The sequence below is a fragment of the Streptomyces sp. NPDC048604 genome (genome assembly GCF_043199435.1).
Taxonomy (GTDB): Bacteria; Actinomycetota; Actinomycetes; order Streptomycetales; family Streptomycetaceae; genus Streptomyces.
In genome coordinates this window covers 593,914-618,997 of sequence record NZ_JBICVX010000002.1, presented here as the reverse complement: position 1 = coordinate 618,997, position 25,084 = coordinate 593,914, and the positions used below count along the sequence as shown (strand labels likewise).

Sequence of the window (25,084 nt, the reverse complement as noted above, 5' to 3'; positions counted from 1 at the left end):
CGGTCGCGGCCTTGGCGAGCGCGGCGACGAACTCGTCGTGGATGGACTCGTGCACGAGCACACGGGTCGCGGCCGTACAGTCCTGGCCCGCGTTGAAGAAGCCCGCCACCGAGATGTCCTCGACGGCCTTGGCGATGTCGGTGTCCTCGAAGACCACGACCGGGGCCTTGCCGCCGAGCTCCAGGTGGACGCGCTTGACGTCCTTGGACGCGGACTCGGCGACCTGCATGCCGGCGCGCACGGAGCCGGTGATGGAGGCCATGGCCGGGGTCGCGTGCTCGACCATCGTGCGGCCGGTCTCGCGGTCGCCGCAGATGACGTTGAAGACGCCCTTGGGGACGATCTGGCCGATGATCTCGGCCATCAGCACCGTGGACGCCGGGGTGGTGTCCGAGGGCTTGAGGACGACCGTGTTGCCCGCGGCGAGGGCCGGGGCGAACTTCCACACGGCCATCATCATCGGGTAGTTCCACGGCGCGACCTGGGCGCAGACGCCGACCGGCTCGCGGCGGACGATCGAGGTCATGCCCTCCATGTACTCGCCGGCGGACTTGCCCTCGAGCAGCCGGGCGGCGCCCGCGAAGAAGCGGATCTGGTCCACCATCGGCGGGATCTCTTCGCTCGCGGTGAGCGCCACCGGCTTGCCGGTGTTCTCGACCTCGGCGGCGATCAGGTCCTCGGCGCGCTCCTCGAAGGCGTCGGCGATCTTGAGCAGGACCTTCTGGCGCTCGGACGGCGTGGCGTCGCGCCAGGCGGGGAAGGCGGCCGCGGCGGCCTCCATGGCGGCGTCGACGTCGGCCTGGCCGGAAAGCGGGGAGGTCGCGTACACCTCGCCGGTGGCCGGGTTGATCACGTCGATCGTGCGGCCGTCGGCCGCATCCCGGAACTCCCCGTTGATGTAGTTGCGCAGCCGGCGCAGCTCGGTGGTCACTTGCCACCCCTCCTGTCACGTTATGTGTCGCACGTCGTCGTGCGTGTCCCGATGGGTGAGACACCCAAGCCTAATCGCTTCACCGACGCTTTCAACAGGCCCGACGCCCACCAACTTCGGATTCAGTGCGAAGAGCAACCTCAAACAACGAATTTCATCGCTCTCGGGTTGCCAGACTGTCGAACCTCGTGCACAGTGAAGGCGTGGCCAGTCAAAACACCCACTCCAGAACCGGAAGCGGCTCGTCCCCGACGGTCGATGCCGTCTCCCTGGCGATCATCGAACAGCTCCAGGAGGACGGGCGCCGTCCGTACGCCGCCATCGGCAAGGCCGTGGGCCTGTCCGAGGCAGCCGTGCGACAGCGCGTCCAGAAGCTGCTCGACCAGGGCGTCATGCAGATCGTCGCCGTCACCGACCCGCTCACCGTGGGCCTGAGGCGACAGGCGATGGTCGGCATCAACGTCGAGGGCGACCTGGATCCGGTCGCGGACGCGCTGACGGCCATGTCCGAATGCGAGTACGTGGTGATGACCGCAGGCTCGTTCGACCTGATGGTGGAGATCGTCTGCGAGGACGACGACCACCTTCTGGAAGTCATCAACAAGCGGATACGCACGCTCCCCGGCGTGCGCTCCACCGAGAGCTTCGTTTACCTGAAGCTCAAGAAGCAGACCTACATGTGGGGAACTCGATAGTCGTGAGCAAGGACCTCTCCCAGACCGCCTACGACCACCTGTGGATGCACTTCACCCGCATGTCGTCGTACGAGAACAACCCCGTCCCCACCATCGTCCGCGGTGAGGGCACCTACATCTACGACGACAAGGGCAGGAAGTACCTCGACGGCCTCGCCGGCCTGTTCGTGGTCCAGGCCGGACACGGCCGTACCGAGCTCGCCGAGGTGGCCGCGAAGCAGGCCCAGGAGCTCGCCTTCTTCCCGGTGTGGTCCTACGCCCACCCGAAGGCCGTCGAGCTGGCCGAGCGCCTCGCCAACGAGGCCCCCGGCGACCTGAACAAGGTCTTCTTCACCACGGGCGGCGGCGAGGCGGTCGAGACCGCCTGGAAGCTGGCCAAGCAGTACTTCAAGCTGACCGGCAAGCCGACCAAGTACAAGGTCATCTCGCGCGCGGTCGCCTACCACGGCACCCCGCAGGGCGCCCTGTCCATCACCGGCCTGCCCGGCCTGAAGGCCCCCTTCGAGCCGCTGGTCCCCGGCGCGCACAAGGTCCCGAACACCAACATCTACCGCGCCCCGCTCTTCGGCGACGACCCGGAGGCCTTCGGCCGCTGGGCCGCCGACCAGATCGAGCAGGAGATCCTCTTCGAGGGCCCCGACACCGTCGCGGCCGTCTTCCTGGAGCCGGTGCAGAACGCCGGCGGCTGCTTCCCGCCGCCGCCCGGGTACTTCCAGCGGGTCCGCGAGATCTGCGACAAGTACGACGTTCTGCTCGTCTCCGACGAGGTCATCTGCGCCTTCGGCCGCCTCGGCACCACCTTCGCCTGCGACAAGTTCGGCTACGTGCCGGACATGATCACCTGCGCGAAGGGCATGACCTCGGGCTACTCCCCGATCGGCGCCTGCATCGTCTCGGACCGCCTGGCCGAGCCGTTCTACAAGGGCGACAACACCTTCCTGCACGGCTACACCTTCGGCGGCCACCCGGTCTCCGCGGCCGTGGGCCTCGCCAACCTCGACCTGTTCGAGAAGGAGAAGCTCAACCAGCACGTGCTCGACAACGAGGGCAACTTCCTGTCGACGCTGCAGAAGCTGCACGACCTGCCGATCGTCGGCGACGTCCGCGGCAACGGCTTCTTCTACGGCATCGAGCTGGTGAAGGACAAGCACACCAAGGAGTCCTTCAACGACGAGGAGACCGAGCGCGTCCTGTACGGCTTCCTCTCCAAGGCGCTGTTCGAGAACGGCCTGTACTGCCGTGCCGACGACCGTGGCGACCCGGTCATCCAGCTGGCGCCGCCGCTGATCTCGGACCAGTCCACCTTCGACGAGATCGAGGGGATCCTGCGCGCCACCCTCTCCGAGGCCTGGACCAAGCTGTAACCGGCCTCGACACGCGCCACGCCGCCCTCACGGCGTGACCCCGGCCCGGGCATGCCGCCATCCGAGTGGATGGCGGCGGCCCGGGCCGCGTGCTGTCCGTACAAGCGGATCTGAATCCTTACGGTGCCGAGTGAGCCACGTGACCCACAGGCCCGTCTCCTCGTTCCCCCGTACGGGGGAACACACATCAGATCCGACAACGAGGTGTACGCGATGGTGGCCCCACCGGACAACGACGTGCTCTGGGCACGCTCCCTGCACCACTCCCTCGGAGGCACCCCCGCCCTCGGCGGCGTCTCCCTCGGCGTCCGCGAGGGCGAGATCCTCGCCGTCACCGGCCCGCGCGGCAGCGGCAAGACGACCCTGCTGCGCTGCCTGTCCGGCCAGCTGGTCGCGGACAAGGGCGAGGTCTGGTTCAACAGCGGGCCCGTGCACACCCTGAGCCTCGTCCAGCGCGAGCGGCTGCGGCGCGACCGGTTCGGCTGGATCGACCCCGAGCCCGGCCTCGTCCCCGAGCTGACCGCCTGGGAGAACGCCGCCCTGCCGCTGCTCCTGCGCGGCGTCTCGCACCGCACCGCGAAGTCCGCCGCCACGGAGTGGCTGGACCGGCTCGACATCGGCGCCGCCGCACGGAAACGGCCGCAGGACCTCACCCAGTCGGAGCGGCAGCGGATCGCCACCGCGCGCGCCCTGGTCACCACGCCGTCCGTGCTCTTCGCCGACGAGCCCACCGCCACCCTGCACCGCGCCGACGGCGCCCAGGTGCTGCGCACCCTGACCGCCGCGGCCCGCTCGCACCGGATCACCGTGCTCATCGCCACCCACGACCCCGAGGTGGCCGCGCTCGCCGACCGGGCCGTCGGGCTCGTCGACGGCCGCCGCGTCGCCACCGCCCCGCCGACGGGTTCGGAGGGCCGCGCCGCGTGCTCGCTCTCCGTCTGACCCGGGGCTCCCACCCGCTGGTCCTGCTGCGGCGGCTGCTCGTCGCCGCAGCGGCGGCGGGCGTGGGCTTCCTCCTGCTGTGCACCCTCGGCTACGCCGCCGGGCACCCCGCGCAGGCGCCGGGCTCCTCGCTGCGGCTGCTGTGGTGCGTGATCCCGCTGGCGGCGACCGTGCAGTTCGCCGTCGCCGTGGCCCGTACGGACCCCAGCACCCGGCCCCGGCCAGGCCTGTCCGCGGTCGGGCTCGGACCCGCCCGGCTGACCGCGCTCGCCGCGGCCTCCACGGCCGTCGCCTGCACCCTCGGCTCGGCCCTGGCGCTGCTGTTCTATCTGCACCTGCGCGGCGACATCACCGGGCTGCCGTTCGACGGGGCCGCCGCGGAGCTGCTCGCCGCCGACCGGCCGATGCCGCTCGCCGCGGCGCTCACCCTGCTCGCCGTGCTGCCGGTGGCCGCCGCGACCGCCGCCGCGCTGGCGCTGCGGCCGCGACCCGCCGGGGGCGACGAGGCGCGCGTCGGGGACATGCCCGGCGGGCTGCCCTGGGGCGTGGCGCTGCTCGCGTCCGGGCTCGCCGTGGAGACGTACGCGGCCCGCGCCGGGGGCGAGGCGGCGACGCTGCCCGGCCGCTTCGAGGCCGGCCCGATCGGCGTCCTCGCCGGCTGGGCGCTCACCGCCGCCGGCCTGGCGCTGGCCGGCCCGGCGCTCGCGTACGTGTCGGGCCGGCTGCTGCAGGTGTTCCGCCCCGGAGCGACACGGCTCCTGGCGGGCCGGGTCCTGATGGCGGAGGCGGGCCGGATCGGCCGCCCTCTGGGGGTCGTCGCCGCCGTGGCCTCGGCCGCGCTCGCCGCGGCGACGGTCGGGGGCCTCGGCCCGGGCGGCTCGGGTCCCCTGACGGTCCTGGGCGCGACGCTGGTCGTCGCCTGCACGACCGCGACCCTGCTGACCGCGGCCCTGGAGTCCAAGCAGACGCGCACCCACACGGCTCAGGCCCTCCAGCGGCTCGGCGCCCCGCCCACGGTCCTGCGCACCGCGGCCCTGCTGCGCGTCGCGGCCCTGCTGGCCGTCTTCGTCCCGCTGACCTGGACGGTCGCCACCCTGGCCGCGGCGCCGCTGAAGGGCTGACCGCTCCGCGGACCGGCGCTCAGGGCTCGGGGCTCAGGGCTCACGGCTCAGGGCTCGTCAGGGCTCCTCGGCTCCTCGCCGAGCAGGACGACCTCGTCCGGCGCAAAGGCGACGCCCACCTCCGTACCGGGTTCCGGGGCCTCCCGGAGGGTGACCTCGGCCTCCAGTGCGGGGGCGTCCCCGGTCGGGCGGAGGAGGAGGGCGGCGTGGTGGCCGCGGAACGTACGGGCCTCGACCGTGCACGTCAGGCCCTCGCCGGGGGCCACGAGACGGACGCCGGTGGCGCGGATCATCAGACGGACCGGGCCCTGCGGGGAACCCGGCGGGACCGGCACCTCACCCCAGGGGGTCTGCGCGGACCCGCCCGACACCGTCACCGGGACCACGTTGTCGAAGCCGAGGAAGCGGGCCACGAACTCCGAGGCGGGCCGCTGCCACACCTCAAGAGGCGTACCCGACTGTGCGATCCGGCCGTCCCGCATCACCACCACCCGGTCGGCCAGCGCGAACGCCTCGCCCTGGTCGTGCGTCACGGCCAGCACCGTCGTCCCCAACCGCCCGAACAGCTGCCGCAGTTCGACGACCAGCCGCTCCCGCAGCCCGCGGTCCAGCTGGCCCAGCGGCTCGTCCAGCATCAGCAGCCGGGGCCGCGGCGCGAGCGCCCGGGCCAGCGCCACCCGCTGCTGCTCACCGCCGGACAGTTCGGCGACCGCCCGCCGCTCCGCTCCCGGCAGCCCGACCAGATCCAGCAACTCCCCCACCCGTACGGCCTGTTCGGCACGGTCCGCGCCGTGCATGCGCAGCCCGAACGCGACGTTCCCGGCCACGTCCCGCTGCGGGAACAGCTGGTGGTCCTGGAACATCAGGCCCACCCCGCGCCGGTGCACCGGCACCCCGCTCTGGTCCGCGCCCCCGAGCAGCACCCGGCCGCCGTCCAGCGCCTGCAGCCCCGCGACGGCGCGCAGCAGCGTGGACTTGCCGCTGCCGCTCGGCCCGAGCACGCACACGATCTCGTGCTCGGCGACCTCCAGGTCCACCGCGTCGAGCGCGGCGCGCGCCCCGAACCGCACCGTCGCAGCGTCCAGCCTCAGCATCAGAACTCCCCGGAGGTCCGCTCGGTGCGCAGCCGTTCGAGCAGCAGCAGGGCCGCCGCGCACACCACCATCAGAATCGTCGACAGGGCCATCGCCTGCCCGTAGTTGAGCTCCCCGGGCCGGCCGAGGAGACGGGCCACCGCCACCGGCAGCGTCGGGTTGTCGGGCCGGGCGATGAACACCGTCGCCCCGAACTCGCCCAGCGACACCGCGAACGCGAACCCGGCGGCGATCAGCAGCGCCCGCCACACCATCGGCAGGTCCACCTCCCGCCAGGCCCGCAGCGGCGAGGCCCCCAGCACGGCCGCGGCCTCCCGCAGCCGCACGTCGACCGCCCGCAGCACCGGCAGCATCGTCCGTACCACGAAGGGCACGCCGACCAGCGCCTGCGCCAGCGGCACCAGGATCCAGGAGGACCGCAGGTCCAGCGGCGGCTCGTCCAGGGTGATCAGGAACCCGAAGCCGACGGTCACCGCCGAGACCCCCAGCGGCAGCATCAGCAGCGCGTCGAAACCGCGCACCAGCCGCCCGGCCCGCCGGGTGAGCGCGGCGGCCGCGAGCCCGCCGATCAGCAGCGCGATGCCGGTGGCGACGACCGCGTACTCCAGCGAGTTCCCGATCGCCTCCAGCGGCGGTACGAGGAAGGTGCCGGCCTCGTCGAGCGAGCCCAGCGCCCGGTAGTAGGCGAGGCCGTACCCGTCGGGACCGGCGAAGGACCGCTCCACCAGCGTGCCCAGCGGCAGCAGGATCAGCAGCGCCACCGACGCCAGCACCCCGCCGAGCAGCGCCCACTGGCCCGCCCCGCGCGGCCGGCGCGCCGTGCTCCCGGCGGGGACCAGCTGCAGCGCGGTCTCCTTGCGCCGCACCGTCCGGGCGTGCACCGCGAGGATCGTGCCCACGGCGACGAACTGCACCAGCGTCAGCACCGCCGCCGTCGGCAGGTCGAGCAGCCGGGCGGTCTGCCGGTAGATCTCCGCCTCCAGCGTGGAGTACGACGTCCCGCCGAGGATCTGCACGACGCCGAAGGAGGTGAAGGTGAACAGGAAGACCATCAGCGCCGCCGCGGCCACCGACGGCGTCAGCGCGGGCAGCGTCACCCGCCGCCACGCCTGCCAGCGGGACGCGCCGAGCACCCGCGCCGCCTCCTCCTGCCGCGGGTCGAGCTGCGCCCACAGACCGCCCACGGTCCGGACGACCACCGCGTAGTTGAAGAAGACGTGCGCGAGCAGGATCGCCCACACCGACGTGTCGAGCCGCAGCCCCCACAGTTCGTCCGTCAGCCCGCCCCGGCCGACAAGGGCCAGGAACGCCGTGCCGACCATGACCGTGGGCAGCACGAACGGCACGGTCACCACGGCCCGCAGCACCGTCTTGCCGGGGAAGTCCAGGCGGGCGAAGACATACGCGCCGGGCAGCGCGACCAGCAGCGTCAACGCCGTCGACGCGGCGGCCTGCCAGAGCGTGAACCACAGCACCTCGAGGATGTCCGGCCGGCTCAGCGTCTCGCCGATCCGGCCGAACTGCCAGGTCCCGTCGGTCCTCACGCCGCGGGCGACGATCGACACGACGGGCCAGGCGAAGAAGACCGCGAAGAACGCGACGGGCAGGGCCATCAGGCCGAGCCGCACCGCGCTCCCGCGCAGGTCCCGTACCACCGGCCGGCCGGCGGGGGCCCGGCCTACTTCAGGACGAGCGACGACCACGACTGGATCCACTGCTCACGCTTCTCGGCGATCTTCTCCGGAGCCATCGTCTGCGGCTGGGCGATCACCGCCCCGTGCTTCGTGAACAGCTCCGGCAGGGCCGCGTCCTTCGTCACCGGGTTGACGAACATCTGCAGCGGCATGTCGTCCTGGAACTTCTTCGAGATCAGGAAGTCGATCAGCTCCTTGCCGCCCTCGGCGTTCTTCGCCCCCTTCAGCAGGCCCGCGAACTCCGTCTGCCGGAAGCAGGTGCCGGTGGAGACGCCCGTCGGGGCCTCCTTCGGCTGCGGCTCGGAGTACAGCACCTCGACCGGGGGGCTGGAGGCGTACGAGACGACCAGCGGCCGGTCGCCCTTGGCCTTCTTGCCGCCCGCGGAGCCGGAGAACTCCTGGTTGTAGGCGAGCTCCCAGCTGTCGACGGTCTTCACGCCGTTGGCCTTGAGCTTCGTCCAGTAGTCCTGCCAGCCCTCGTCGCCGTACTGCGCGGCGGTGCCGAGCAGGAAGCCGAGGCCCGGGGAGGAGCGCTCGGGGTTCTCCACCACGAGCAGGTCCTTGTACGCGGGCTTCGCCAGGTCGTCGAAGGTCTGCGGCGGGGCGAGCTTCTTGTCGGCGAAGTACTTCTTGTCGTAGTTGACGCAGATGTCGCCGGTGTCGATCGGGGTGACCCGGTGCTCGGCCTTGTCGAGCTGCAGCGCGGCCGGGATCCGGTCCAGGCCCTTGGCCTCGTACGGCTCGAAGAGGCCGTTGTCCAGGCCACGGGAGAGCAGGGTGTTGTCGATGCCGAAGAAGACATCGCCCTGCGGGGAGCCCTTGGTGAGGATCTCCTTGTTGAGGGCCTCGCCGGCGTCGCCGCTCTTGAGGACCTTGACGGTGAGACCGGTCTGCTTCGTGAACTCGGCCAGCACCTCCTTGGAGGCGTTGAACGAGTCGTGGCTGACGAGCGTGACGGTCTTGGACTTCGTGCCCTCGCCGGCGGTGTCGGCCTTGTCGCTGCCGCACGCGGCCAGCGTCGTGACGCCGAGCGCCGCGACGAGCGCGACGGCGGCGGCCTTCTTGGTGCTCACTGATTCCTCCTGGGTATGACCAGGAGAAGACGCGGCCCTGCCCGCGGCCGGGGACGTGCGGATCCACCGGCTGCGGGCAGGGCGCAACAGCTCGAGTAACGACCGAACTTCCTACCCAGAATGACCTGGGCGAGGTTCAGAGGGTCTGCGGCCGCTGTGCCTGTTCAACAGCGTGTTACCGCACTCTCAGCGCTGTGGCGCTCCCCTGTCGGAATATGCAGATGTACGAGGCCCAGACTACCGTTCGGCCGCGGCGAGCTGTCCGCAGGCTCCGTCGATCTCCTGGCCGCGGGTGTCCCGGACGGTCACCGGGACGCCGTGCGCGGCGATGGCCTCGACGAACGCCTTCTCGTCCTCGGGGCGGGAGGCGGTCCACTTCGAGCCGGGCGTCGGGTTGAGCGGGATGAGGTTGACATGCACCCGCTTGCCCTTCAGCAGCCGGCCGAGCAGGTCACCACGCCAGGCCTGGTCGTTGATGTCGCGGATCAGGGCGTACTCGATGGAGATCCGGCGGCCGGACTTCTCCGCGTACTCCCAGGCGGCGTCGAGGACCTCGCGGACCTTCCAGCGGGTGTTGACCGGCACGAGGGTGTCACGCAGCTCGTCGTCGGGGGCGTGCAGGGAGACGGCGAGGCGGCACTTGAAGCCCTCGTCGGCGAACCGCAGCATCGCCGGCACCAGGCCGACGGTGGAGACGGTGATACCGCGCTGCGACAGTCCGAGGCCGTCCGGCTCCGGGTCGGTCAGCCGGCGGATCGCGCCGACGACCCGGTTGTAGTTGGCGAGCGGCTCGCCCATGCCCATGAAGACGATGTTGCTCAGGCGGGCGGGGCCGCCGGGGACCTCGCCGTCGCGCAGGGCGCGCATGCCGTCGACGATCTGGTGCACGATCTCGGCGGTCGACAGGTTCCGGTCCAGGCCGGCCTGGCCGGTGGCGCAGAACGGGCAGTTCATGCCGCAGCCGGCCTGCGAGGAGATGCACATGGTGACCCGGTCCGGGTACCGCATCAGCACGGACTCGACGAGCGTGCCGTCGTGCAGCCGCCACAGCGTCTTACGGGTGGTGTCCTCGTCGCACGAGATGTGCCGGACCACCGACATCAGGTCGGGCAGCAGCTCCCCGGCGAGCTTCTCGCGGGCGGCCGCCGGGATGTCGGTCCACTGGGCCGGGTCGTGCACGTACCGCGAGAAGTAGTGCGTCGACAGCTGCTTGGCGCGGAACGGCTTCTCGCCGATCGCGGCCACGGCGTCCTTGCGCTCCGCGGGCGTGAGGTCGGCGAGGTGCCGCGGCGGCTTCTTGGCTCCGCGCGGCGCGACGAAGGTGAGCTCTCCCGGTGCGGGGCGGGCCATGGCAGGTACTCCTCGTAATGACGAAAGGCGCGCCGCTCGGAGCAGCGCGCCCTTCCAGGGTAACGGCACGGGAAACCTCCGGCCGAAACCACAGCTCTCAGCCGGAGCCGCAGACAGCCCCGGCTCAGCCCGAACCGACGAACACGACCAGCAGCAGCCACACCACCGGGGCCGTGGGCAGCAGCGAGTCCAGGCGGTCCATGATGCCGCCGTGACCGGGGAGCAGGGTGCCCATGTCCTTGATGCCGAGGTCGCGCTTGATCATCGACTCGCCGAGGTCGCCGAGCGTCGCGCTCGCCGCCACCGCCAGGCCGAGCAGCAGACCCTGCCACCACGTCCCGTCGTCGATCAGCAGCTCCATGCACAGCGCGCCGGCCGCCATCGCGAACGTGACCGCGCCCAGCAGGCCCTCGCGGGTCTTGCCGGGGCTGATCCGCGGGGCCAGCTTGTGCTTGCCGAAGCGCCAGCCGATCGCGTACGCGCCGGTGTCGCTGACCACGGTCAGCAGCAGGAACGTCAGCACCCGCTCGGGCCCGTCGTCCGCGGTCAGCATCATGGACACGAACGTCGCCAGGAACGGCACGTAGAACGCGGCGAAGACGCCGGCCGTGACGTCCTTCAGGTACCCCTCGGGGGGTTCCGTCATGCGCCACACCAGCACCGCGAGCGCGGTCAGCGCCATCGCGACCCAGGCGCCCTCCGCACCGCGCACGTACCCGGCCACGACCATCGCCGCGCCGCCGACCGCGAGCGGGACGAGCGGGGCCTTGATGGCCTTGCGTTCCTGCAGGCGGGTGGTGAGCTCCCAGAGCCCGACGACGACGGCGACCGTTATGACGCCGACGAACGCGGCCTTCCAGATGAACAGGGAGGCGATGATGACGGCACCGAGTCCGACGCCGACCCCTATCGCCGCTCCCAGGTCACGTCCCGCGCTCTTCTTCTGCGGGGGCGGGGGCGGCGTGGACATGGGCTCCTGGTCTCCGGCGGCCGGAACATCGGGCACGATGGGCATGGGCGCAGTCTGCTGCGCCCGATGCTGATCGTATGCGGGACCCGCCGGAAGCGGCCCCCCGGGACCCGCCGGGGCGGGTCCCTGGTCGGGTCCCCAGACACCGGCGGGGGCCGGGGGGGCTCCCCAGGAAGAGTCGTTCATCAGACCTCGAGAAGCTCGGCTTCCTTGTGCTTGAGCAGCTCGTCGACCTGCGCGACGTACTTCGCGGTCAGGTCGTCGAGCTCCTTCTCCGCGCGCCGGCCCTCGTCCTCGCCGATGTCGCCGTCCTTGATGGCCTTGTCGATGGTCTCCTTGGCCTTGCGGCGCACGGAGCGGATCGAGATCTTCGAGTCCTCGGCCTTGCCCTTGGCGACCTTGATGTACTCGCGGCGGCGCTCCTCGGTGAGCTCCGGGAACGTCACACGGATGATGTTGCCGTCGTTGCTCGGGTTGACGCCGAGGTCGGAGTCGCGGATGGCCTGCTCGATGTTGCGCAGGGCGCTCTTGTCGAACGGGGTCACCACGGCCATGCGCGGCTCGGGCACCGAGAAGGACGCCAGCTGGTTGATGGGCGTGAGGGCGCCGTAGTAGTCCGCCACGATCTTGTTGAACATCGCCGGGTGCGCACGGCCGGTGCGGATCGCGGCGAAGTCCTCCTTGGCGACCACGACGGCCTTCTCCATCTTCTCCTCGGCCTCGAGGAGGGTCTCTTCGATCACCACTTGCTCCTGCGTGTCGTCGCGTCTGTGTCCTGCACGGTGTACCCCCGGCAGGGCTCTGTCCATCCCATGGGGGTCCCCCCGGGGCCCTGGGGGCTCCGGGGGAGGGGCGGTAACCGGCTTCAGGCCCGGGTGCCCTGGTCGCTCACGAGAGTGCCGATCTTCTCACCCTTCACCGCGCGGGCGATATTGCCCTCCGCGAGAAGCTCGAAGACGAGGATCGGGAGGTTGTTGTCGCGGCAGAGCGTGACGGCGGTGGCGTCCGCGACCTTCAGGTCCCGGGAAATCACCTCGCCGTACTCCAGCGCGTCGAACTTCACCGCGTCCGGGTTGGTCTTCGGGTCGGAGTCGTACACGCCGTCGACGCCGTTCTTGCCCATGAGCAGGGCTTCCGCGTCGATCTCCAGGGCGCGCTGCGCCGCGGTGGTGTCGGTGGAGAAGTACGGCATGCCCATGCCCGCGCCGAAGATGACCACACGGCCCTTCTCCAGGTGCCGTACGGCACGCAGCGGGATGTACGGTTCCGCGACCTGGCCCATGGTGATGGCGGTCTGGACGCGGGAGTCGATGCCCTCCTTCTCCAGGAAGTCCTGGAGTGCCAGGCAGTTCATGACGGTGCCGAGCATGCCCATGTAGTCGGAGCGGGCCCGGTCCATGCCGCGGACCTGGAGCTCGGCGCCCCGGAAGAAGTTGCCACCGCCGATGACGATCGCGATCTCCGCGCCGTCGCGGACGACGGCGGCGATCTCGCGCGCGATGGCGTGGACGATGTCGGGGTCGACGCCGAGGCCGGTGCCGCCGGAGAAGGCCTCGCCGGACAGCTTCAGCATGAAGCGGCCGGCCTTTTTGGCGTGGATGTCGTCGCCCTGTGCGGCGCCCTGGTTCATGGAGATCTCCTCGTGCACATACGAAGAAGGCCATTGCCGGTGGGTCTGGTGTCCCTGCGGCAATGGCCTCCTCGTCAGATCTGCCGTCGTCGGCGCCTGGGCGGCCGGCGACTGCTGTGGAAACCCTAGCGGGCTCCCTGGTCGATCAGATACCGGCTCAGATGCCGACCTTGATGCGCGCGAAGCGCTTCAGGGTGACACCGGCCTCGTCCAGAACCTTCTGGACGGACTTCTTGTTGTCCAGCGCGTACGGCTGGCCGAGCAGCGTGGCGTCCTTGAAGAAGCCGTTGACGCGACCCTCGACGATCTTGGCGATCGCGGCCTCGGGCTTGCCCTCGGCGCGGGTGGTCTCCTCGGCGATGCGACGCTCGGACTCCACGACCTCGGCCGGGACGTCCTCCTTGTCGAGGTACTTCGGCGCGAAGGCGGCGATGTGCTGGGCGATGCCCTTGGCGACAGCCGCGTCGGCCTTGTCCAGCTCGACCAGGACACCGATCTGCGGCGGCAGGTCGGGCATGGTGCGGTGCATGTAGGCGGTGACGAACGCGCCGGAGAACTGCGCGAAGCGGTCCAGGACGATCTTCTCGCCGAGGTTGGCGTTGGCCTCGTCCACGTACGCCTGGACGGTCTTGCCGGGCTCGATCTCGGAGGCGAGCAGCGCCTCGATGTCGGCCGGCGAGGTGGCGGCGGCGTGCGCGACGAGCGCGTTCGCGGCGGCCTGGAACTTGTCGCCCTTGGCGACGAAGTCCGTCTCGCACTTCAGCTCGAGGATGACACCGGAGGTGTTGTCGTCGGCGATGAGGGAGACCACGGCGCCGTTCTCGGCGGAGCGGCCCTCACGCTTGGCGACACCCTTCTGGCCCTTGATGCGCAGCGCCTCGACAGCCTTGTCGACGCTGCCCTCGGCCTCGTCGAGCGCCTTCTTGCAGTCCATCATGCCGGCGCCGGTGAGCTCGCGGAGCTTCTTGACGTCAGCGGCGGTGTAGTTCGCCATGAGTCTGTATTTCTCTCTCGAAGTCTGAAAGATCTACGAAGATCTACGGGTGGACGGCGGGGGCCTTGTGAGCCCCCGCCGTCAGCAACCGAAGTGTGAAGGTCAGGCCTGCTCGGCGTCGGCGGCCGGAGCCTCGGCGGCCGGAGCGTCGGCGACCGGAGCGTCGGCGACCGGAGCCTCCGGAGCCTTCTCCGCCTCGTCGGCGGCGTCCTTCTTCTCGCCCTCGAGCAGGTCGCGCTCCCACTCGGCGAGCGGCTCGCCCGCAGCCTTCTCGCCCGGCTTCTGGTCGCCGGTCGCGGCGCCGGAGCGGGCGATGAGGCCCTCGGCGACGGCGTCGGCGATCACGCGGGTGAGCAGGGTGACGGAGCGGATCGCGTCGTCGTTGCCCGGGATCTTGTAGTCGACCTCGTCGGGGTCGCAGTTGGTGTCGAGGATCGCGACGACCGGGATGTGGAGCTTGCGCGCCTCACCGACGGCGATGTGCTCCTTCTTGGTGTCGACGATCCAGACGGCGCTCGGCACCTTCTGCATCTCGCGGATACCACCGAGGGTCTTCTCCAGCTTGGCCTTCTCGCGCGAGAGGACCAGGAGCTCCTTCTTGGTGAGGCCGGAGGCGGCCACGTCCTCGAAGTCGATCGCCTCGAGCTCCTTCAGACGCTGAAGGCGCTTGTAGACGGTGGAGAAGTTGGTCAGCATGCCGCCGAGCCAGCGCTGGTTGACGTAGGGCATGCCCACGCGCGTGGCCTGCTCGGCGATGGCCTCCTGGGCCTGCTTCTTCGTGCCGACGAACATGATGGAGCCGCCGTGGGCGACGGTCTCCTTGACGAACTCGTAGGCGCGGTCGATGTACGACAGCGACTGGAGCAGGTCGATGATGTAGATGCCGTTGCGCTCGGTGAAGATGAAGCGCTTCATCTTCGGGTTCCAGCGACGGGTCTGGTGACCGAAGTGGACGCCGCTCTCCAGCAGCTCCCGCATCGTGACGACGGCCATGGCCGTATCTCCTTGAGTTTTCTCGGTTATGTCCTGACACCCCGGCGCGCCGTGCCACGAGGGACCGAAAGGCGCTGCCACGACCGGTGAGGGTGGTGGCGGGGCGTGCGAAGTCGACCCGGTGACCCGGGTCGCCATAGGAAGTGTACGGGACCCCGGACGTGCCGGGTGACGGCGCTGTCCACAACCGGTCAGTAGTCCACAGATCGAGGCGTCGGCCGTCAGGGTCCGGGCAGCCGGGGCAGCCTTCCGTCATGCACCTCATGACGACGTCGCTCCTGCTGGCGCTGGCGCTGCTGTGGCCCCTCGGGCCGCCGCGGCCGGAGGTCCTGCGGGGGTGGGAGCCGCCGCCCGGGCCGTACGCCGCGGGGCACCGGGGCGTGGACCTGGCGGCCCCGGCGGGGGCGCCGGTGCGCGCGTCCGCGGCGGGCACGGTCACGTTCGCCGGGCCGGTCGGCGGCCGCGGGGTCCTCACGATCACCCTGGCGGGCACCGGCGACCCGCCGCTCCGCACGACGTACAGCCCGGTGGAGCCGCTGGTCGCCACCGGGACCGTGGTCCGGCCCGGTGATCTCGTAGCCCGGGTCGCGCCCGGCACGCACTGCCCCGAGTCCTGCCTCCACTGGGGCCTGCTGCGGGGTGATGCCTACCTGGACCCGCTGCGTCTGCTGCGCCGGGGGCCGGCCCGGCTGCTGCCGGTGACCGGCGTCAGCGGGTGACCGGTGTCAGCGGGTGACGCCGTTGAGTGCCATCGCGACGGCGGTGTCGGCGATGGCAGCAGGGTCCTCGGCGGCGCCGAGTTCGATGCGGCGGACGGCGGCGTCGACCATGCCCTGCAGGAGCATGGCGGAGAGGCGGGGCTCGGTCCGGCCGAGATCGGCGAGGGCCTCGACGATCATGGCGATGAGCCCGCCGTGCGCCGCGCGGATCTTCTCGCGGGCGCCGTCGTCCAGCTCACCGGCCGAGATCGCGACGACGGCGCGGTGCCGGCGGTCGCCGACGAGGTCGAGCTGCTTGCGGACATACGCCTCGACCTTGCCCGCGGGGCTCTCCTCGGCGGCCATCGCCGCCTCCACCTCGGCCGCCCAGACCGGGAAGTCGACCGCGCACAGCTCCTCGACGACGGCGGCGCGCGAGCGGAAGTACTCGTACACGGACGAGCGGGCCAGGCCCGTGCGCTCGGCGAGGGCGGGGAAGGTCAGCGCCTCCGTCCCGCCTTCGGACAGCAGGGAGCGCGCGGCGTCGAGCAGGGCGCCGCGCTGCATGGTCCGGTGCTCGGCCACGGAGGCCGCTCGAATCCTGGGCACGGCACCACTGTACGACCGGCCCCGCGGCGTCAGCGTCCTACATCGGCCAGCTTGGCGCGCAGCTGCAGCACGGACTTGGTGTGGATCTGGCTCACCCGGCTCTCGGTGACGCCGAGGACATGGCCGATCTCGGCCAGGGTGAGGCCCTCGTAGTAGTACAGCGTGACGACGGTCTTCTCACGCTCCGGGAGCGTGTTGATGGCGCGGGCGAGCAGCCGCCGCAGCTCGCGGTCCTCGGCCACCTCGACGGGGTTGTCCGCCGCGGTGTCCTCCAGTGTGTCCATCAGCGACAGCCGGTCGCCGCCCTCGCCGCCGACGTGCAGCAGCTCCTCGAGCGCGACCACGTTCGCGAGTGACAACTGGCTGAAAACCGCGTGCAGTTCCTCCAGTGCGATGCCCATCTCCGCGGCGACCTCGCTCTCCGAGGGCGTGCGGCGCAGCTGCGCCTCCAGCGTGGCGTAGGCGCGCTCGACGTTGCGCGCCTTCTGCCGTACGGAGCGCGGAATCCAGTCCAGGGCCCGGAGCTCGTCGATCATCGCGCCGCGGATGCGGGTGATCGCGTAGGTCTCGAACTTGATGGACCGCTCGATGTCGAACTTCTCGATGGCGTCGATGAGCCCGAAGACCCCGGAGGACACGAAGTCGGCCTGCTCGACGTTGGAGGGCAGCCCCACGCTGACCCGGCCCGCGACGTACTTGACCAGCGGCGAGTAGTGCAGGATCAGCTGCTCCCGCAGTCGCTCGTCGCCGGAGTCCTTGTACGCGCGCCAGAGCTCGTCGAGCGATGACGGTGCGGCCGGTCGCACGGCGCCCCGGGCTGCTGGGGGCACCGCGGCGCGGTCAGACCCGGAGGTGTGCTGGGGCATGCGTTGCCTTGTGCCGTTCTGCCGTCTGGGTGGGGATCCTTGCGAGCGTAGCGTGACTGAGCAGTCGCGGTACGCGAACGCCGGCGGATCGCGCCTTGGCGGGGGGCCGGGATCGACCGCATCTTCGAACCCGGGCGGCGGCGCATGGGGGCCCCTCGCGCACGGGCGAGAGAACTCGGTTGCTCATCTGCCTCACCTTTTCACCCGAATGCTCCAGGTCAAGCACCGCCTCGCCGCATGTTCGACGCGCTTCTGCGTGTGTTCGTCAATCTCCAGCCCCCGTTCACGCGTTCCACGAACCCCAGTGAGTGCAGCTCGTACAGGCGCGCGACGGTCTCGTCGGGGGGTGTGCCGCCACGGTGGGCGACCTCCTGGGCCGAGGTGGCGCCGTGCGCGGGCAGGGCTTCGAGGACTCTGGCGCAGTCGGCGTCCAGGAGGTCCCTGGGAAGGACGGGACCTCTGCGGGCGGGGGCCAGTTCGCCCATGGCGCCGACGAGTTCGATCACCTCGGCGGCGTCCGTGACGAGGGTGGCGGGCCCGCGCAGGAGCTCGTGGACCCCCGCGGAGAGGCCGGAGGTGACGGGGCCGGGCACGCCCATGGTGTGCCGGCCGAGCCGCTGGGCGGCCCGGGCGGTGACGAGCGAGCCGCTGCGGTACTCGGCCTCCACCACGACCGTCCCCCGGGTGAGCGCCGCGATGACGCGGTTGCGGAGGATGAACCGGGCGGGCGTGGGATGGCTGCCCGGCGGCAGTTCGCCGAGGACGAGGCCCTGCTCGGCGATCCGCAGGATCAGCCCGGCGTGGCCGCGCGGGTAGGGGGTGTCGATGCCGCAGGCCAGTACGGCGACGGTCGCGCCCTGGGCGGCGAGGGCGCCGCGGTGGGCGGCGCCGTCGATGCCGAAGGCCGCGCCGGAGACGATCACCCAGCCCTGCTCGGCGAGGGCGCCGGCCAGGGTGGTCGCGGTGTGCGCGCCGTACGGGGTGCAGGCCCGGGCCCCGACGACGGCGACGGAGCGCAGCGCCCAGGCCCGCAGGTCGGCGGGGCCGCGCACCCAGAGCCCGAGGGGCCGGGCGTCGCCGAGGTCGTCGAGCTGCCGGGGCCATTCGGCGTCGCCGGGTACGACATACCGCCCGCCGAGCGCGGCGACGGCGTCGAGGTCCTGCTCGGGCGGGGTCTCGGCGGCGGCCTGCGCGGCTCGGTGCCGCCAGCCCCGCACCCGTTTCTCCCCAGTGCCGGGAAACGGCTCGGCCCCGTCGCCGGGCTCTCGTAACCGGGCCAGAAACCCGGCGGCCCCGTACCGCCGCACCCAGCTCCCCGCCTGCTCGTCCCCCGGCTCCACCGCCCGGGCCAGCGCGGCCCGGGCCAGCCGTTCGTCCTCCGGTGCCGGCGTCTGCCGCTCCTCCTCGCCGTTCACGTCCGCTCCCCCGTCCCCGCGCCGGCCGGTACCAGGTCCGCGCCCCGGGGGATGCCGGTGCGCAGTTCCAGGGCGAGCGCCACGTCCTGCGCCTCGGGGCGGTCGCGACCGGAGAGGTCGGCGACGGTCCAGGCCACGCGCAGGACGCGGTCGAGGCCGCGGGCCGTGAGGAGGCCGCGCTCGATGTCGCGTTCCGCCGCGACCAGGGCGCCGGGCGCGGCCAGGAAGCGGGTGCGCAGTTCGTGGCCGGGGATCTCGCAGTTGACGCGCCAGGGCGTGCCGTCGAGCCGGGCGGCCGCCCTGGCCCGCGCCTCGCGCACCCGGTCGGCGACCACGGCGCTGGTCTCGCCTCGCCCGCCCTGCCCCAGCAGGTCGGACCGGGTGACCGGCTCGACCTCGACCCGCAGGTCCACCCGGTCCAGGAGCGGACCGGACAGCCGGGCCTGGTAGCGGCGGATCAGCGACGAAGGGCATTCGCAGCCCGCACCGTGCTGGCTGTGGCGGCCGCAGGGGCAGGGGTTGGCGGCGAGGATCATCAGGAACCGCGCGGGCAGCCGCACCACTCCGGCCGCCCGGGCGACGACCACGTGCCCCGACTCCAGCGGCTGCCGCAGCGCGTCCAGTGCCTTGCCGGAGAACTCCGGGGCCTCGTCCAGAAAGAGGACTCCGCGGTGGGCGAGCGAGACGGCGCCCGGCCGCGGCAGACCGTTGCCGCCGCCGACCAGTGACTGCATCGTCGCCGAGTGGTGCGGGGCGCAGTACGGCGCCCTGCGGACCAGGGGCTCGCCCGGCGGCAGGATCCCCGCCACCGAGTGGACCGCGGTGACCTCCAGGGATTCCTGCCGGGTGAGCGGCGGCAGCACCGTCGGGAGCCGTTCGGCGAGCATCGTCTTGCCCGCGCCGGGCGGCCCGGACAGCAGCAGGTGGTGGCCGCCGGCCGCGGAGACCTCGATGGCGGTGCGGGCGGCGCGCTGCCCCGCCACGTCCGCGAGGTCGGGCCCGTCCCCGGGATCGGCGGACAGTCCCGTACCGACTCCGGCCCCCGGCACCAGGAGCCCGGCGAGCATCGCGTCGGGCCGGCCCTGCTGCGCGGGTTCCTCGTCGGGGACGGGTTCGTCGGCGAGGACCGCGATGAGCTGGCGCAGACTGCGCACGCCGAGCACGGAGACGCCGGGCACGAGCGCCGCCTCGCCGGCGGTCTGCTCGGGGACGACGACGTGCTCGTACCCGGCTTCGGCGGCGGCGAGCACGGCGGGCAGCACGCCGCGCACCGGCCGCACCCGGCCGTCGAGGCCGAGTTCGCCGATGAGGACGAGGTCGGCGATGGCCCTCGGGTCGATGCGCTCGGCCGCGCCGAGCACCGCCGCGGCGACGGCGAGGTCGAAGCCGCTGCCGCTCTTGGGCACCGAGGCCGGGCTCAGTCCGACGGTCAGTTTCTTCTGGGGCCACTCGCCGCCGGAGTTCACGACGGCCGCGCGGACCCGGTCGCGGCTCTCGGTGAGGCTCTTGTCCGGCAGTCCGACCAGCGTGAACGCGGCGACCCCGGCTTCCAGATCGGCCTGGACCTCGACGACCACCCCTTCGACGCCGACGAGCGCCACCGAGCAGGTGCGGGCGAATCCCATCACAGCACCCCCTTGGCGTGGGTGACCTGCGGGGCTCCGCGGTGCGGCAGGACGACGCCGACGAGGTCGATCCGGAGCCCGCCCGGCGGCGCCCCTCCGTGCCGGTGCAGCCAGCAGTCCGCGAGCCGTTTGAGCCGGGCGGCCTTGCGTACGGTGACCGCCGCCATGGGGTGCTCGTACGCCCCTTCCCTGCGGGTCTTCACCTCGCACAGGACGATGGTGTCGCCCTCCCGGGCGACGATGTCGATCTCTCCGGCGCGGCCGCAGCGCCAGTTGCGCGCGAGCACCGTCATTCCGGTCTCGACGAGCCGGCGTGCGGCCAGCTCCTCTCCGTACCGTCCGAGCGCCCCCGTGGCCTTGTTCATCGGTACCACCTCCGTCACCGACTGTGACGGATCGCGGGAGCGCATGTGGATCTTGGTGGGGCGGGCTGTGGACAAGCGGGCGGCTGTGGAAAACCTCGTCACCCCGCAGGGTGAGGCGAGCCCCCGGCTCAGCTGCTCGGCAGCTCCAGGTCGCTCTTGTTGAGCTCCTCGATGTTCACGTCCTTGAACGTGAGCACGCGCACCTGCTTGACGAAGCGGGCCGGCCGGTACATGTCCCAGACCCAGGCGTCGGCCATCGAGACCTCGAAGAACACCTCGCCCTGCACCGAGTGCACCTGCATCTCGTAGTCGTTGGTGAGGTAGAAGCGCCGCTCGGTCTCGATCACGTATTTGAACAGCCCGACGACGTCGCGGTACTCCCGGTAGAGCTTCAGCTCCATCTCGGTCTCGTACTTCTCGAGGTCCTCGGCGCTCATGGCATGTTCCCCTTCAGCCGTGCGTGACCCCATTGTGCGCCAGTCACGGGCGCCCCTAGTCGGTTTCCGGGGCGAGAACGACCGGCGCACTCGGAGGTCCCTCGTCGAGCAGCGTGCGCAGCAGCTCGGCGAGCTTTGTCGGGTACACCGTCTCACGCGCCGCCGACAGTTCGGCGGAAGTCCACCATCTCAGCCCCGTGACACTGCGCTCCTCCAGCTCGGTGAGGCCACCGGGGGCGAATTCGGTCTGGCTGGTCCTCGCCAGGTAGTACCACTCGTCCTGGAACCAGCGCCGCCCGTCGAACGGGAAGGAGCAGATCCGCTCCCAGAGCACCGGGCCGAGTTCGACGTCGGTGATCCCGGTCTCCTCGACGAGCTCGCGCAGCGCGGCCTGCTCGCGGGTCTCCTCGCCCTCCAGTCCCCCGCCGGGCGTGAACCACCAGGTCCGCTCCGGGTGGTCGGGCTCGAAGCCGTGCATGAGCAGGATGCGGTCGTCCGGGTCGAGCAGCACCACGCGCGCCACCCGCCGCAGCTCCGGCTGTTCCGCGTCCGTCATGCGGTCACCGTCTCCTTCTCGCGGCGCGCGCCGCCCCCGCGCCGCCCTCCGGCGATGCGCGCCAGCGGCCCGTACGCGGCACCGGCGAGGACCAGCGCGGCGCCGGCCACGATCGCCGTGACGATCGGCCGGACCGGCCCGGGCTCGGAGATCCCGCCCGGCAGTCCGGCGAAGCCCGTCGGCCGGGCCAGCACGCCGTCCATCGGCCAGGCGATGGCGTCGACCCTGCCGGTCACGGCCGAGCGCGGCACGGAGCCCTGGCCCGCCTCCTGGAGGTGGACGCGGGAGTCCATCGAGTTGTGCCGCTCGTCGCCGAGCAGGAACAGCTTGCCTTCGGGCACGGTCACACTGAAGTCCTGCCCCTCGGTGGCGTCCTTCGACCGCAGATAGGGCTCGTCGACCGGTTTCCCGTTCACCGTCAGCCGGCCGTCGGCGGCGCAGCAGGCGACCTTGTCGCCGCCGACGCCGACCACCCGCTTGACCATGGGCATGTCGCCCCAGAGGGCTTCGCGGAAGACGACGACGTCGCCGCGCCTGACCTGGCTGCCGTCGATCCGCTGGGCGAGCACCCGGTCGCCGGTCTCGACGGTCGGCGACATGGAGTCGGTCGGCACGGTGTAGGGCTGGTACTCCAGCGCGCCCCAGCCGAAGCCGCCGAGGAAGAGCAGGCAGCCGAGGGCCACCGCGAGCCCGGACAGCACACTGCCGACGCGGCCCCCGCCGCCGTCCTGGGTCCGTACCGTTTCGCTCACCGCTGCCCCGCATCCGATCCGATGGTCCGCCGCATCTGGGGTCGGCACCTTAACTCGCCGGTAGGGGTACGAGAAAGGGCCCATGTCACGAGCGGGACCCCGTACCGCGTGCGGTACGGGGTCCCGGCTGCCTGCCGCTCGGACCGGCTCAGCGCTCGGCGAGCTTCTTCCGCCGCCACAGCACCAGCGGCACCGCGCCGGCCAGTCCCGCCGCGCCCGGCGCGACGGCCAGGGCCTGGTTCAGGCCCGGCTGGTCGAAGGTGTCCGGCACGGGCAGCGTGGACCAGCGGGTGACGGGCCAGGCGACGACGACCGCACGGCCGACGACGTCCTCGTTGGAGACCGTGCCGCCGCCGGGCAGCTCCTGGTGCCAGCGCGAGTCCATCGAGTTCTGCCGGTTGTCGCCCATCACCCAGATCCGGCCCTCGGGGACCTTGATCGGGCCGAACGGCTTGTCGCCGCAGGGCGTCGAGCCGGGCTTGATGTACGAGGTCTCGTCGAGCGGCTTGCCGTTGAGGACGACCTTGCCGCCCTCCTTGCAGGACACGGTGTCCCCGCCGACCGCGATGACCCGCTTGATCAGGTCCTTCTCCTCGGCGGACGGCATCAGGCCGATGAAGCTCAGGAACTTCTGCAGCGCGTTCGGGTCGGGGGTGGGCTCGCCCTCAAGCCAGCCGCCCGGGTCGTGGAAGACGACGACCTCGCCGCGCTCCGGCTCGGAGCCGAACCAGGGGGTGAGCTTGTCGACGAGGACCCGGTCGCCGCGCTTGAGCGTGTCCATCATCGACTCCGACGGAATCGAGAACGCCTGCACGAGGAAGGTCTTGATCAGCAGCGCGAGGAGCAGCGCGATGCCGATGAGCAGCGGCAGCTCCTTCCAGAAGGAGCGCTGCGGCTTGTGGCCGGGGTGGTCGTCCCCGGTCTCGTCGCGCCCGGCGCCGTCGTCGGCCGGGGGCTCGCCCGCGGCGTTCCCCGGTCCGTCGTCGGTCATGGCCGCGGGCGACTGGCCGAGCTGCTCAGGCCTCTTCTCGGGCTCGTCGTGTCCGGATCGTGCCCCGACGGCCAAATCCCCCACATCCACTCCTCACTCCGTGCAATCGCCTGTCCCAGAACAGGGACAGGCCCACCACTCCCATAACGAGCGGGAGTTCCGCAGGGGTCGGGAGCCAGGGCAATCCGTTCAGATTCCGCGAGGACACACTATGCGACGCGCCGTGTGCGGACGTAGATCCGCGCCCCGCGTCCGGGACGGCGGCGAAGGTGTCGCGCTCTTCCAGGGTCCGCCAGTGCGACACGGGCCAGACGATGGAGAACGCACGGCCGACCACCTGTTCCTCGGCGACGGTCCCCTGCCCCGGTTCGTCCAGGTGGAAACGTGAGTCGGCCGAGTCGGAGCGGTGATCGCCGAGGACGAAGATGCGGCCCGGCGGCACCTTCACCTCGAACTTGATCTTCGAGGGTTCGTCGCCGGGGTTCAGGTACGGCTCGTTCAGCGGGACGCCGTTGACGGTGATCCGGCCGTCCTTGCCGCAGCACTTCACGGTGTCCCCGCCGACGGCGACGACCCGCTTGATGAGGTCCTGCTCGTCGGCGGACGGCAGCAGCCCGATGAACGTGAAGAACTGCTTCACCTGCTTGACGCCCACCGGGTCCTCGCCGGGCGGCGCGATCTCCTGCTGCAGCCAGCCGCCGGGGTCCTTGAAGACCACGACGTCGCCACGCTGGGGCTTGTTGCCGAACCAGGGCGTCAGCTTGTCGACGAGCACCCGGTCCTGGATCTGGATCGTCTGCTCCATGGAGCCGGACGGGATGACGAAGGCCTGCACCAGGAAGGTCTTCAGGACCAGGGCTATGAGGACCGCCACCGTGACCAGCAGCGGGATCTCCTTGGCGGCGGAGCGCTGCCGCCGCCGCTTGACCTTCCGCGCGAGCCGGCGCCGCTCGGCGCGGCCGGGCAGCGCCCGTTCGCCGTCGGTGGGCCGGGAGCCGGTGGGCAGCCGGGTGTCGGAGCGGTGGCCGGCCGCGCGCCGCCCGCGGTTACCCATGGCCGCCCGCCCCGGCGGGTACGGACCCGGGCTCGGGCACCCGCGCGAAGGCGTCGGTGCCGGCCAGGGCGGTCCGGCGGGCGAAGGGCCAGCCGATCCAGTCGACGCGGCCGATCACCTTGTCCACGGGCACCATGCCGCCGCCCGGGGAGCCGAGGTGGTCGCGGGAGTCGCTGGAGCGGCTGCGGTGGTCGCCCATGACCCACAGGGTTCCGTCGGGGACGACGATGTCGAAGGGGACCTTGGAGGGGGCGTCGCCGAAAAACACGTACCGCTCCTCGACCTGTGTGCCGTTCACGCGGATCCGGCCCTCCTTGTCGCAGCAGACGACGCGGTCGCCGCCGACGCCCACCACCCGCTTCACGAAGTGGGTCTCGTCGGGCTCCGCGAGACCGAGGGCGGCGCCGGCCCCGTGCAGCAGCTCGGCCACCGGGTTCTCCTCGGCGGGCTCCCGTACGAAGGAGTCGGCGCCGTCGAAGACGAGGACGTCGCCTCGGCGCGGCTGGTCGCCGAAACGGTACGCCAGCTTGTTCACCAGCACTCGGTCGCCGATCTGCAGCGTGGGCTCCATGGAGCCGCTGGGGATCAGGAAGGGCTGCAGCACGAAGTGGCTCAGGAGCAGCACGAAGACCGTGCAGGCGATGCCGACCAGCCCGGCGCTCCGCCAGGAGAGCCGTCCGCGTGCCGGACCTTCCGCGGAGTCGTCCTCCGCAACGCGCGCGGTGTCATCCTCCGCGAGGCGCGCGGTGTCGTCTCCCGTAACGCGCGCGGAGCGCGACCGCTCCTCCGGCGTGGAGGGGCGGTCGCGCTCCGTGTGCTGTGCTTCGGTGTCCATCGGGGCCTGAGCCTATCCGGCCGACCTGTG

26 protein-coding genes and 1 riboswitch are annotated in these 25,084 nt (G+C 71.7%); of the genes, 5 read left to right on the top strand and 21 right to left on the bottom strand.

Annotation, left to right across the window (positions count from 1 at the left end; genetic code table 11):
- A partial coding sequence (locus ACGFMM_RS06675; RefSeq protein WP_393643735.1) for an aldehyde dehydrogenase family protein occupies positions 1–931 on the bottom strand: 931 nt, incomplete at its 3' end.
- A 188-nt stretch (positions 932–1,119) separates the two neighbouring features.
- Here ACGFMM_RS06675 and ACGFMM_RS06670 point away from each other — a divergent pair.
- The 4 genes from ACGFMM_RS06670 (at position 1,120) to ACGFMM_RS06655 (ending at position 5,053) form a co-directional block, all read left to right on the top strand.
- Positions 1,120–1,626: an Lrp/AsnC family transcriptional regulator gene (locus ACGFMM_RS06670; protein ID WP_393643733.1), complete on the top strand. Its 507-nt coding sequence runs from the start codon at positions 1,120–1,122 to the stop codon at positions 1,624–1,626.
- Entirely contained in the window at positions 1,611–2,990 is a 1,380-nt protein-coding gene (locus tag ACGFMM_RS06665; protein WP_393643731.1) for an aspartate aminotransferase family protein, read from the top strand. Before ACGFMM_RS06670 ends, ACGFMM_RS06665 begins: the two co-directional genes overlap by 16 nt.
- A gap of 213 nt (positions 2,991–3,203) precedes the next feature.
- Positions 3,204–3,932, top strand: coding sequence for an ABC transporter ATP-binding protein (locus tag ACGFMM_RS06660; RefSeq protein WP_393643729.1), 729 nt, complete (start codon positions 3,204–3,206; stop codon positions 3,930–3,932).
- A complete protein-coding gene (locus tag ACGFMM_RS06655; RefSeq protein WP_393643727.1) occupies positions 3,914–5,053 on the top strand; it encodes a hypothetical protein in 1,140 nt (379 codons plus the stop codon). The genes ACGFMM_RS06660 and ACGFMM_RS06655 overlap by 19 nt, the downstream gene beginning before the upstream one ends.
- Before the next feature lie 47 nt (positions 5,054–5,100).
- On the opposite strand, the gene ACGFMM_RS06650 is transcribed toward ACGFMM_RS06655, so the two are convergent.
- From ACGFMM_RS06650 to rpsB, 9 genes are all read right to left on the bottom strand, one after another.
- Positions 5,101–6,147, bottom strand: coding sequence for an ABC transporter ATP-binding protein (locus ACGFMM_RS06650; protein ID WP_393643725.1), 1,047 nt, complete (start codon positions 6,145–6,147; stop codon positions 5,101–5,103).
- Positions 6,147–7,760: an ABC transporter permease gene (locus ACGFMM_RS06645; protein ID WP_393643779.1), complete on the bottom strand. Its 1,614-nt coding sequence runs from the start codon at positions 7,758–7,760 to the stop codon at positions 6,147–6,149. Before ACGFMM_RS06645 ends, ACGFMM_RS06650 begins: the two co-directional genes overlap by 1 nt.
- Before the next feature lie 65 nt (positions 7,761–7,825).
- Positions 7,826–8,914, bottom strand: coding sequence for a thiamine ABC transporter substrate binding subunit (locus tag ACGFMM_RS06640; RefSeq protein ID WP_393643724.1), 1,089 nt, complete (start codon positions 8,912–8,914; stop codon positions 7,826–7,828).
- A 90-nt stretch (positions 8,915–9,004) separates the two neighbouring features.
- Positions 9,005–9,131, bottom strand: a riboswitch (TPP riboswitch).
- A gap of 20 nt (positions 9,132–9,151) precedes the next feature.
- A complete protein-coding gene (rlmN, locus tag ACGFMM_RS06635; protein WP_393643722.1) occupies positions 9,152–10,264 on the bottom strand; it encodes a 23S rRNA (adenine(2503)-C(2))-methyltransferase RlmN in 1,113 nt (370 codons plus the stop codon).
- A 124-nt stretch (positions 10,265–10,388) separates the two neighbouring features.
- Positions 10,389–11,420, bottom strand: coding sequence for a phosphatidate cytidylyltransferase (locus tag ACGFMM_RS06630; RefSeq protein ID WP_393643720.1), 1,032 nt, complete (start codon positions 11,418–11,420; stop codon positions 10,389–10,391).
- Complete coding sequence (gene frr, locus ACGFMM_RS06625) at positions 11,420–11,977, bottom strand: ribosome recycling factor (RefSeq protein WP_393643718.1); 558 nt, start codon at positions 11,975–11,977, stop codon at positions 11,420–11,422. Before frr ends, ACGFMM_RS06630 begins: the two co-directional genes overlap by 1 nt.
- A gap of 122 nt (positions 11,978–12,099) precedes the next feature.
- The gene (gene pyrH, locus ACGFMM_RS06620) at positions 12,100–12,864 is read right to left on the bottom strand and encodes a UMP kinase (RefSeq protein WP_393643717.1); all 765 of its coding nucleotides are present in this window, start codon (positions 12,862–12,864) and stop codon (positions 12,100–12,102) included.
- 157 nt (positions 12,865–13,021) lie between these two features.
- Entirely contained in the window at positions 13,022–13,858 is an 837-nt protein-coding gene (gene tsf / locus ACGFMM_RS06615) for a translation elongation factor Ts (protein WP_393643715.1), read from the bottom strand.
- Between the two features lie 102 nt (positions 13,859–13,960).
- Positions 13,961–14,851 (bottom strand): 30S ribosomal protein S2, encoded by an 891-nt coding sequence (gene rpsB / locus ACGFMM_RS06610; protein ID WP_393643713.1) that lies wholly within the window; start codon positions 14,849–14,851, stop codon positions 13,961–13,963.
- A gap of 263 nt (positions 14,852–15,114) precedes the next feature.
- Between rpsB and ACGFMM_RS06605 the strand changes: the two genes are divergently transcribed.
- Complete coding sequence (locus ACGFMM_RS06605) at positions 15,115–15,570, top strand: murein hydrolase activator EnvC family protein (RefSeq protein ID WP_393643711.1); 456 nt, start codon at positions 15,115–15,117, stop codon at positions 15,568–15,570.
- Positions 15,571–15,576: 6 nt separating this feature from the next.
- Here ACGFMM_RS06605 and ACGFMM_RS06600 read toward each other — a convergent pair whose 3' ends face one another.
- From ACGFMM_RS06600 to lepB (ACGFMM_RS06550), 11 genes are all read right to left on the bottom strand, one after another.
- Positions 15,577–16,134, bottom strand: coding sequence for a TetR/AcrR family transcriptional regulator (locus tag ACGFMM_RS06600; RefSeq protein ID WP_393643777.1), 558 nt, complete (start codon positions 16,132–16,134; stop codon positions 15,577–15,579).
- Positions 16,135–16,187: 53 nt separating this feature from the next.
- Positions 16,188–17,024 (bottom strand): RNA polymerase sigma factor WhiG, encoded by an 837-nt coding sequence (whiG, locus tag ACGFMM_RS06595; RefSeq protein WP_393643710.1) that lies wholly within the window; start codon positions 17,022–17,024, stop codon positions 16,188–16,190.
- Between the two features lie 218 nt (positions 17,025–17,242).
- Positions 17,243–18,439, bottom strand: a complete 1,197-nt coding sequence (dprA, locus tag ACGFMM_RS06590) for a DNA-processing protein DprA (RefSeq protein ID WP_393643708.1) — start codon at positions 18,437–18,439, stop codon at positions 17,243–17,245.
- Positions 18,436–20,064 carry a YifB family Mg chelatase-like AAA ATPase gene (locus tag ACGFMM_RS06585; RefSeq protein ID WP_393643706.1) on the bottom strand — a complete coding sequence of 543 codons (1,629 nt, stop codon included), beginning with the start codon at positions 20,062–20,064 and terminating at the stop codon, positions 18,436–18,438. The genes dprA and ACGFMM_RS06585 overlap by 4 nt, the downstream gene beginning before the upstream one ends.
- Positions 20,064–20,429: a YraN family protein gene (locus tag ACGFMM_RS06580; protein ID WP_393643704.1), complete on the bottom strand. Its 366-nt coding sequence runs from the start codon at positions 20,427–20,429 to the stop codon at positions 20,064–20,066. The genes ACGFMM_RS06585 and ACGFMM_RS06580 overlap by 1 nt, the downstream gene beginning before the upstream one ends.
- Positions 20,430–20,557: 128 nt before the next feature.
- Complete coding sequence (locus ACGFMM_RS06575) at positions 20,558–20,866, bottom strand: DUF2469 domain-containing protein (protein WP_055510545.1); 309 nt, start codon at positions 20,864–20,866, stop codon at positions 20,558–20,560.
- A gap of 55 nt (positions 20,867–20,921) precedes the next feature.
- A complete protein-coding gene (locus ACGFMM_RS06570) occupies positions 20,922–21,422 on the bottom strand; it encodes an NUDIX hydrolase (protein ID WP_393643702.1) in 501 nt (166 codons plus the stop codon).
- Positions 21,419–22,174, bottom strand: coding sequence for a signal peptidase I (gene lepB, locus ACGFMM_RS06565; protein ID WP_393643700.1), 756 nt, complete (start codon positions 22,172–22,174; stop codon positions 21,419–21,421). The genes ACGFMM_RS06570 and lepB (ACGFMM_RS06565) overlap by 4 nt, the downstream gene beginning before the upstream one ends.
- Positions 22,175–22,322: 148 nt before the next feature.
- Entirely contained in the window at positions 22,323–23,240 is a 918-nt protein-coding gene (lepB, locus tag ACGFMM_RS06560; protein ID WP_393643775.1) for a signal peptidase I, read from the bottom strand.
- A complete protein-coding gene (gene lepB / locus ACGFMM_RS06555) occupies positions 23,191–24,219 on the bottom strand; it encodes a signal peptidase I (RefSeq protein ID WP_393643698.1) in 1,029 nt (342 codons plus the stop codon). The genes lepB (ACGFMM_RS06560) and lepB (ACGFMM_RS06555) overlap by 50 nt, the downstream gene beginning before the upstream one ends.
- Positions 24,212–25,054 carry a signal peptidase I gene (gene lepB / locus ACGFMM_RS06550; protein WP_393643697.1) on the bottom strand — a complete coding sequence of 281 codons (843 nt, stop codon included), beginning with the start codon at positions 25,052–25,054 and terminating at the stop codon, positions 24,212–24,214. Before lepB (ACGFMM_RS06550) ends, lepB (ACGFMM_RS06555) begins: the two co-directional genes overlap by 8 nt.
- Between the last annotated feature and the right edge of the window lie 30 nt (positions 25,055–25,084).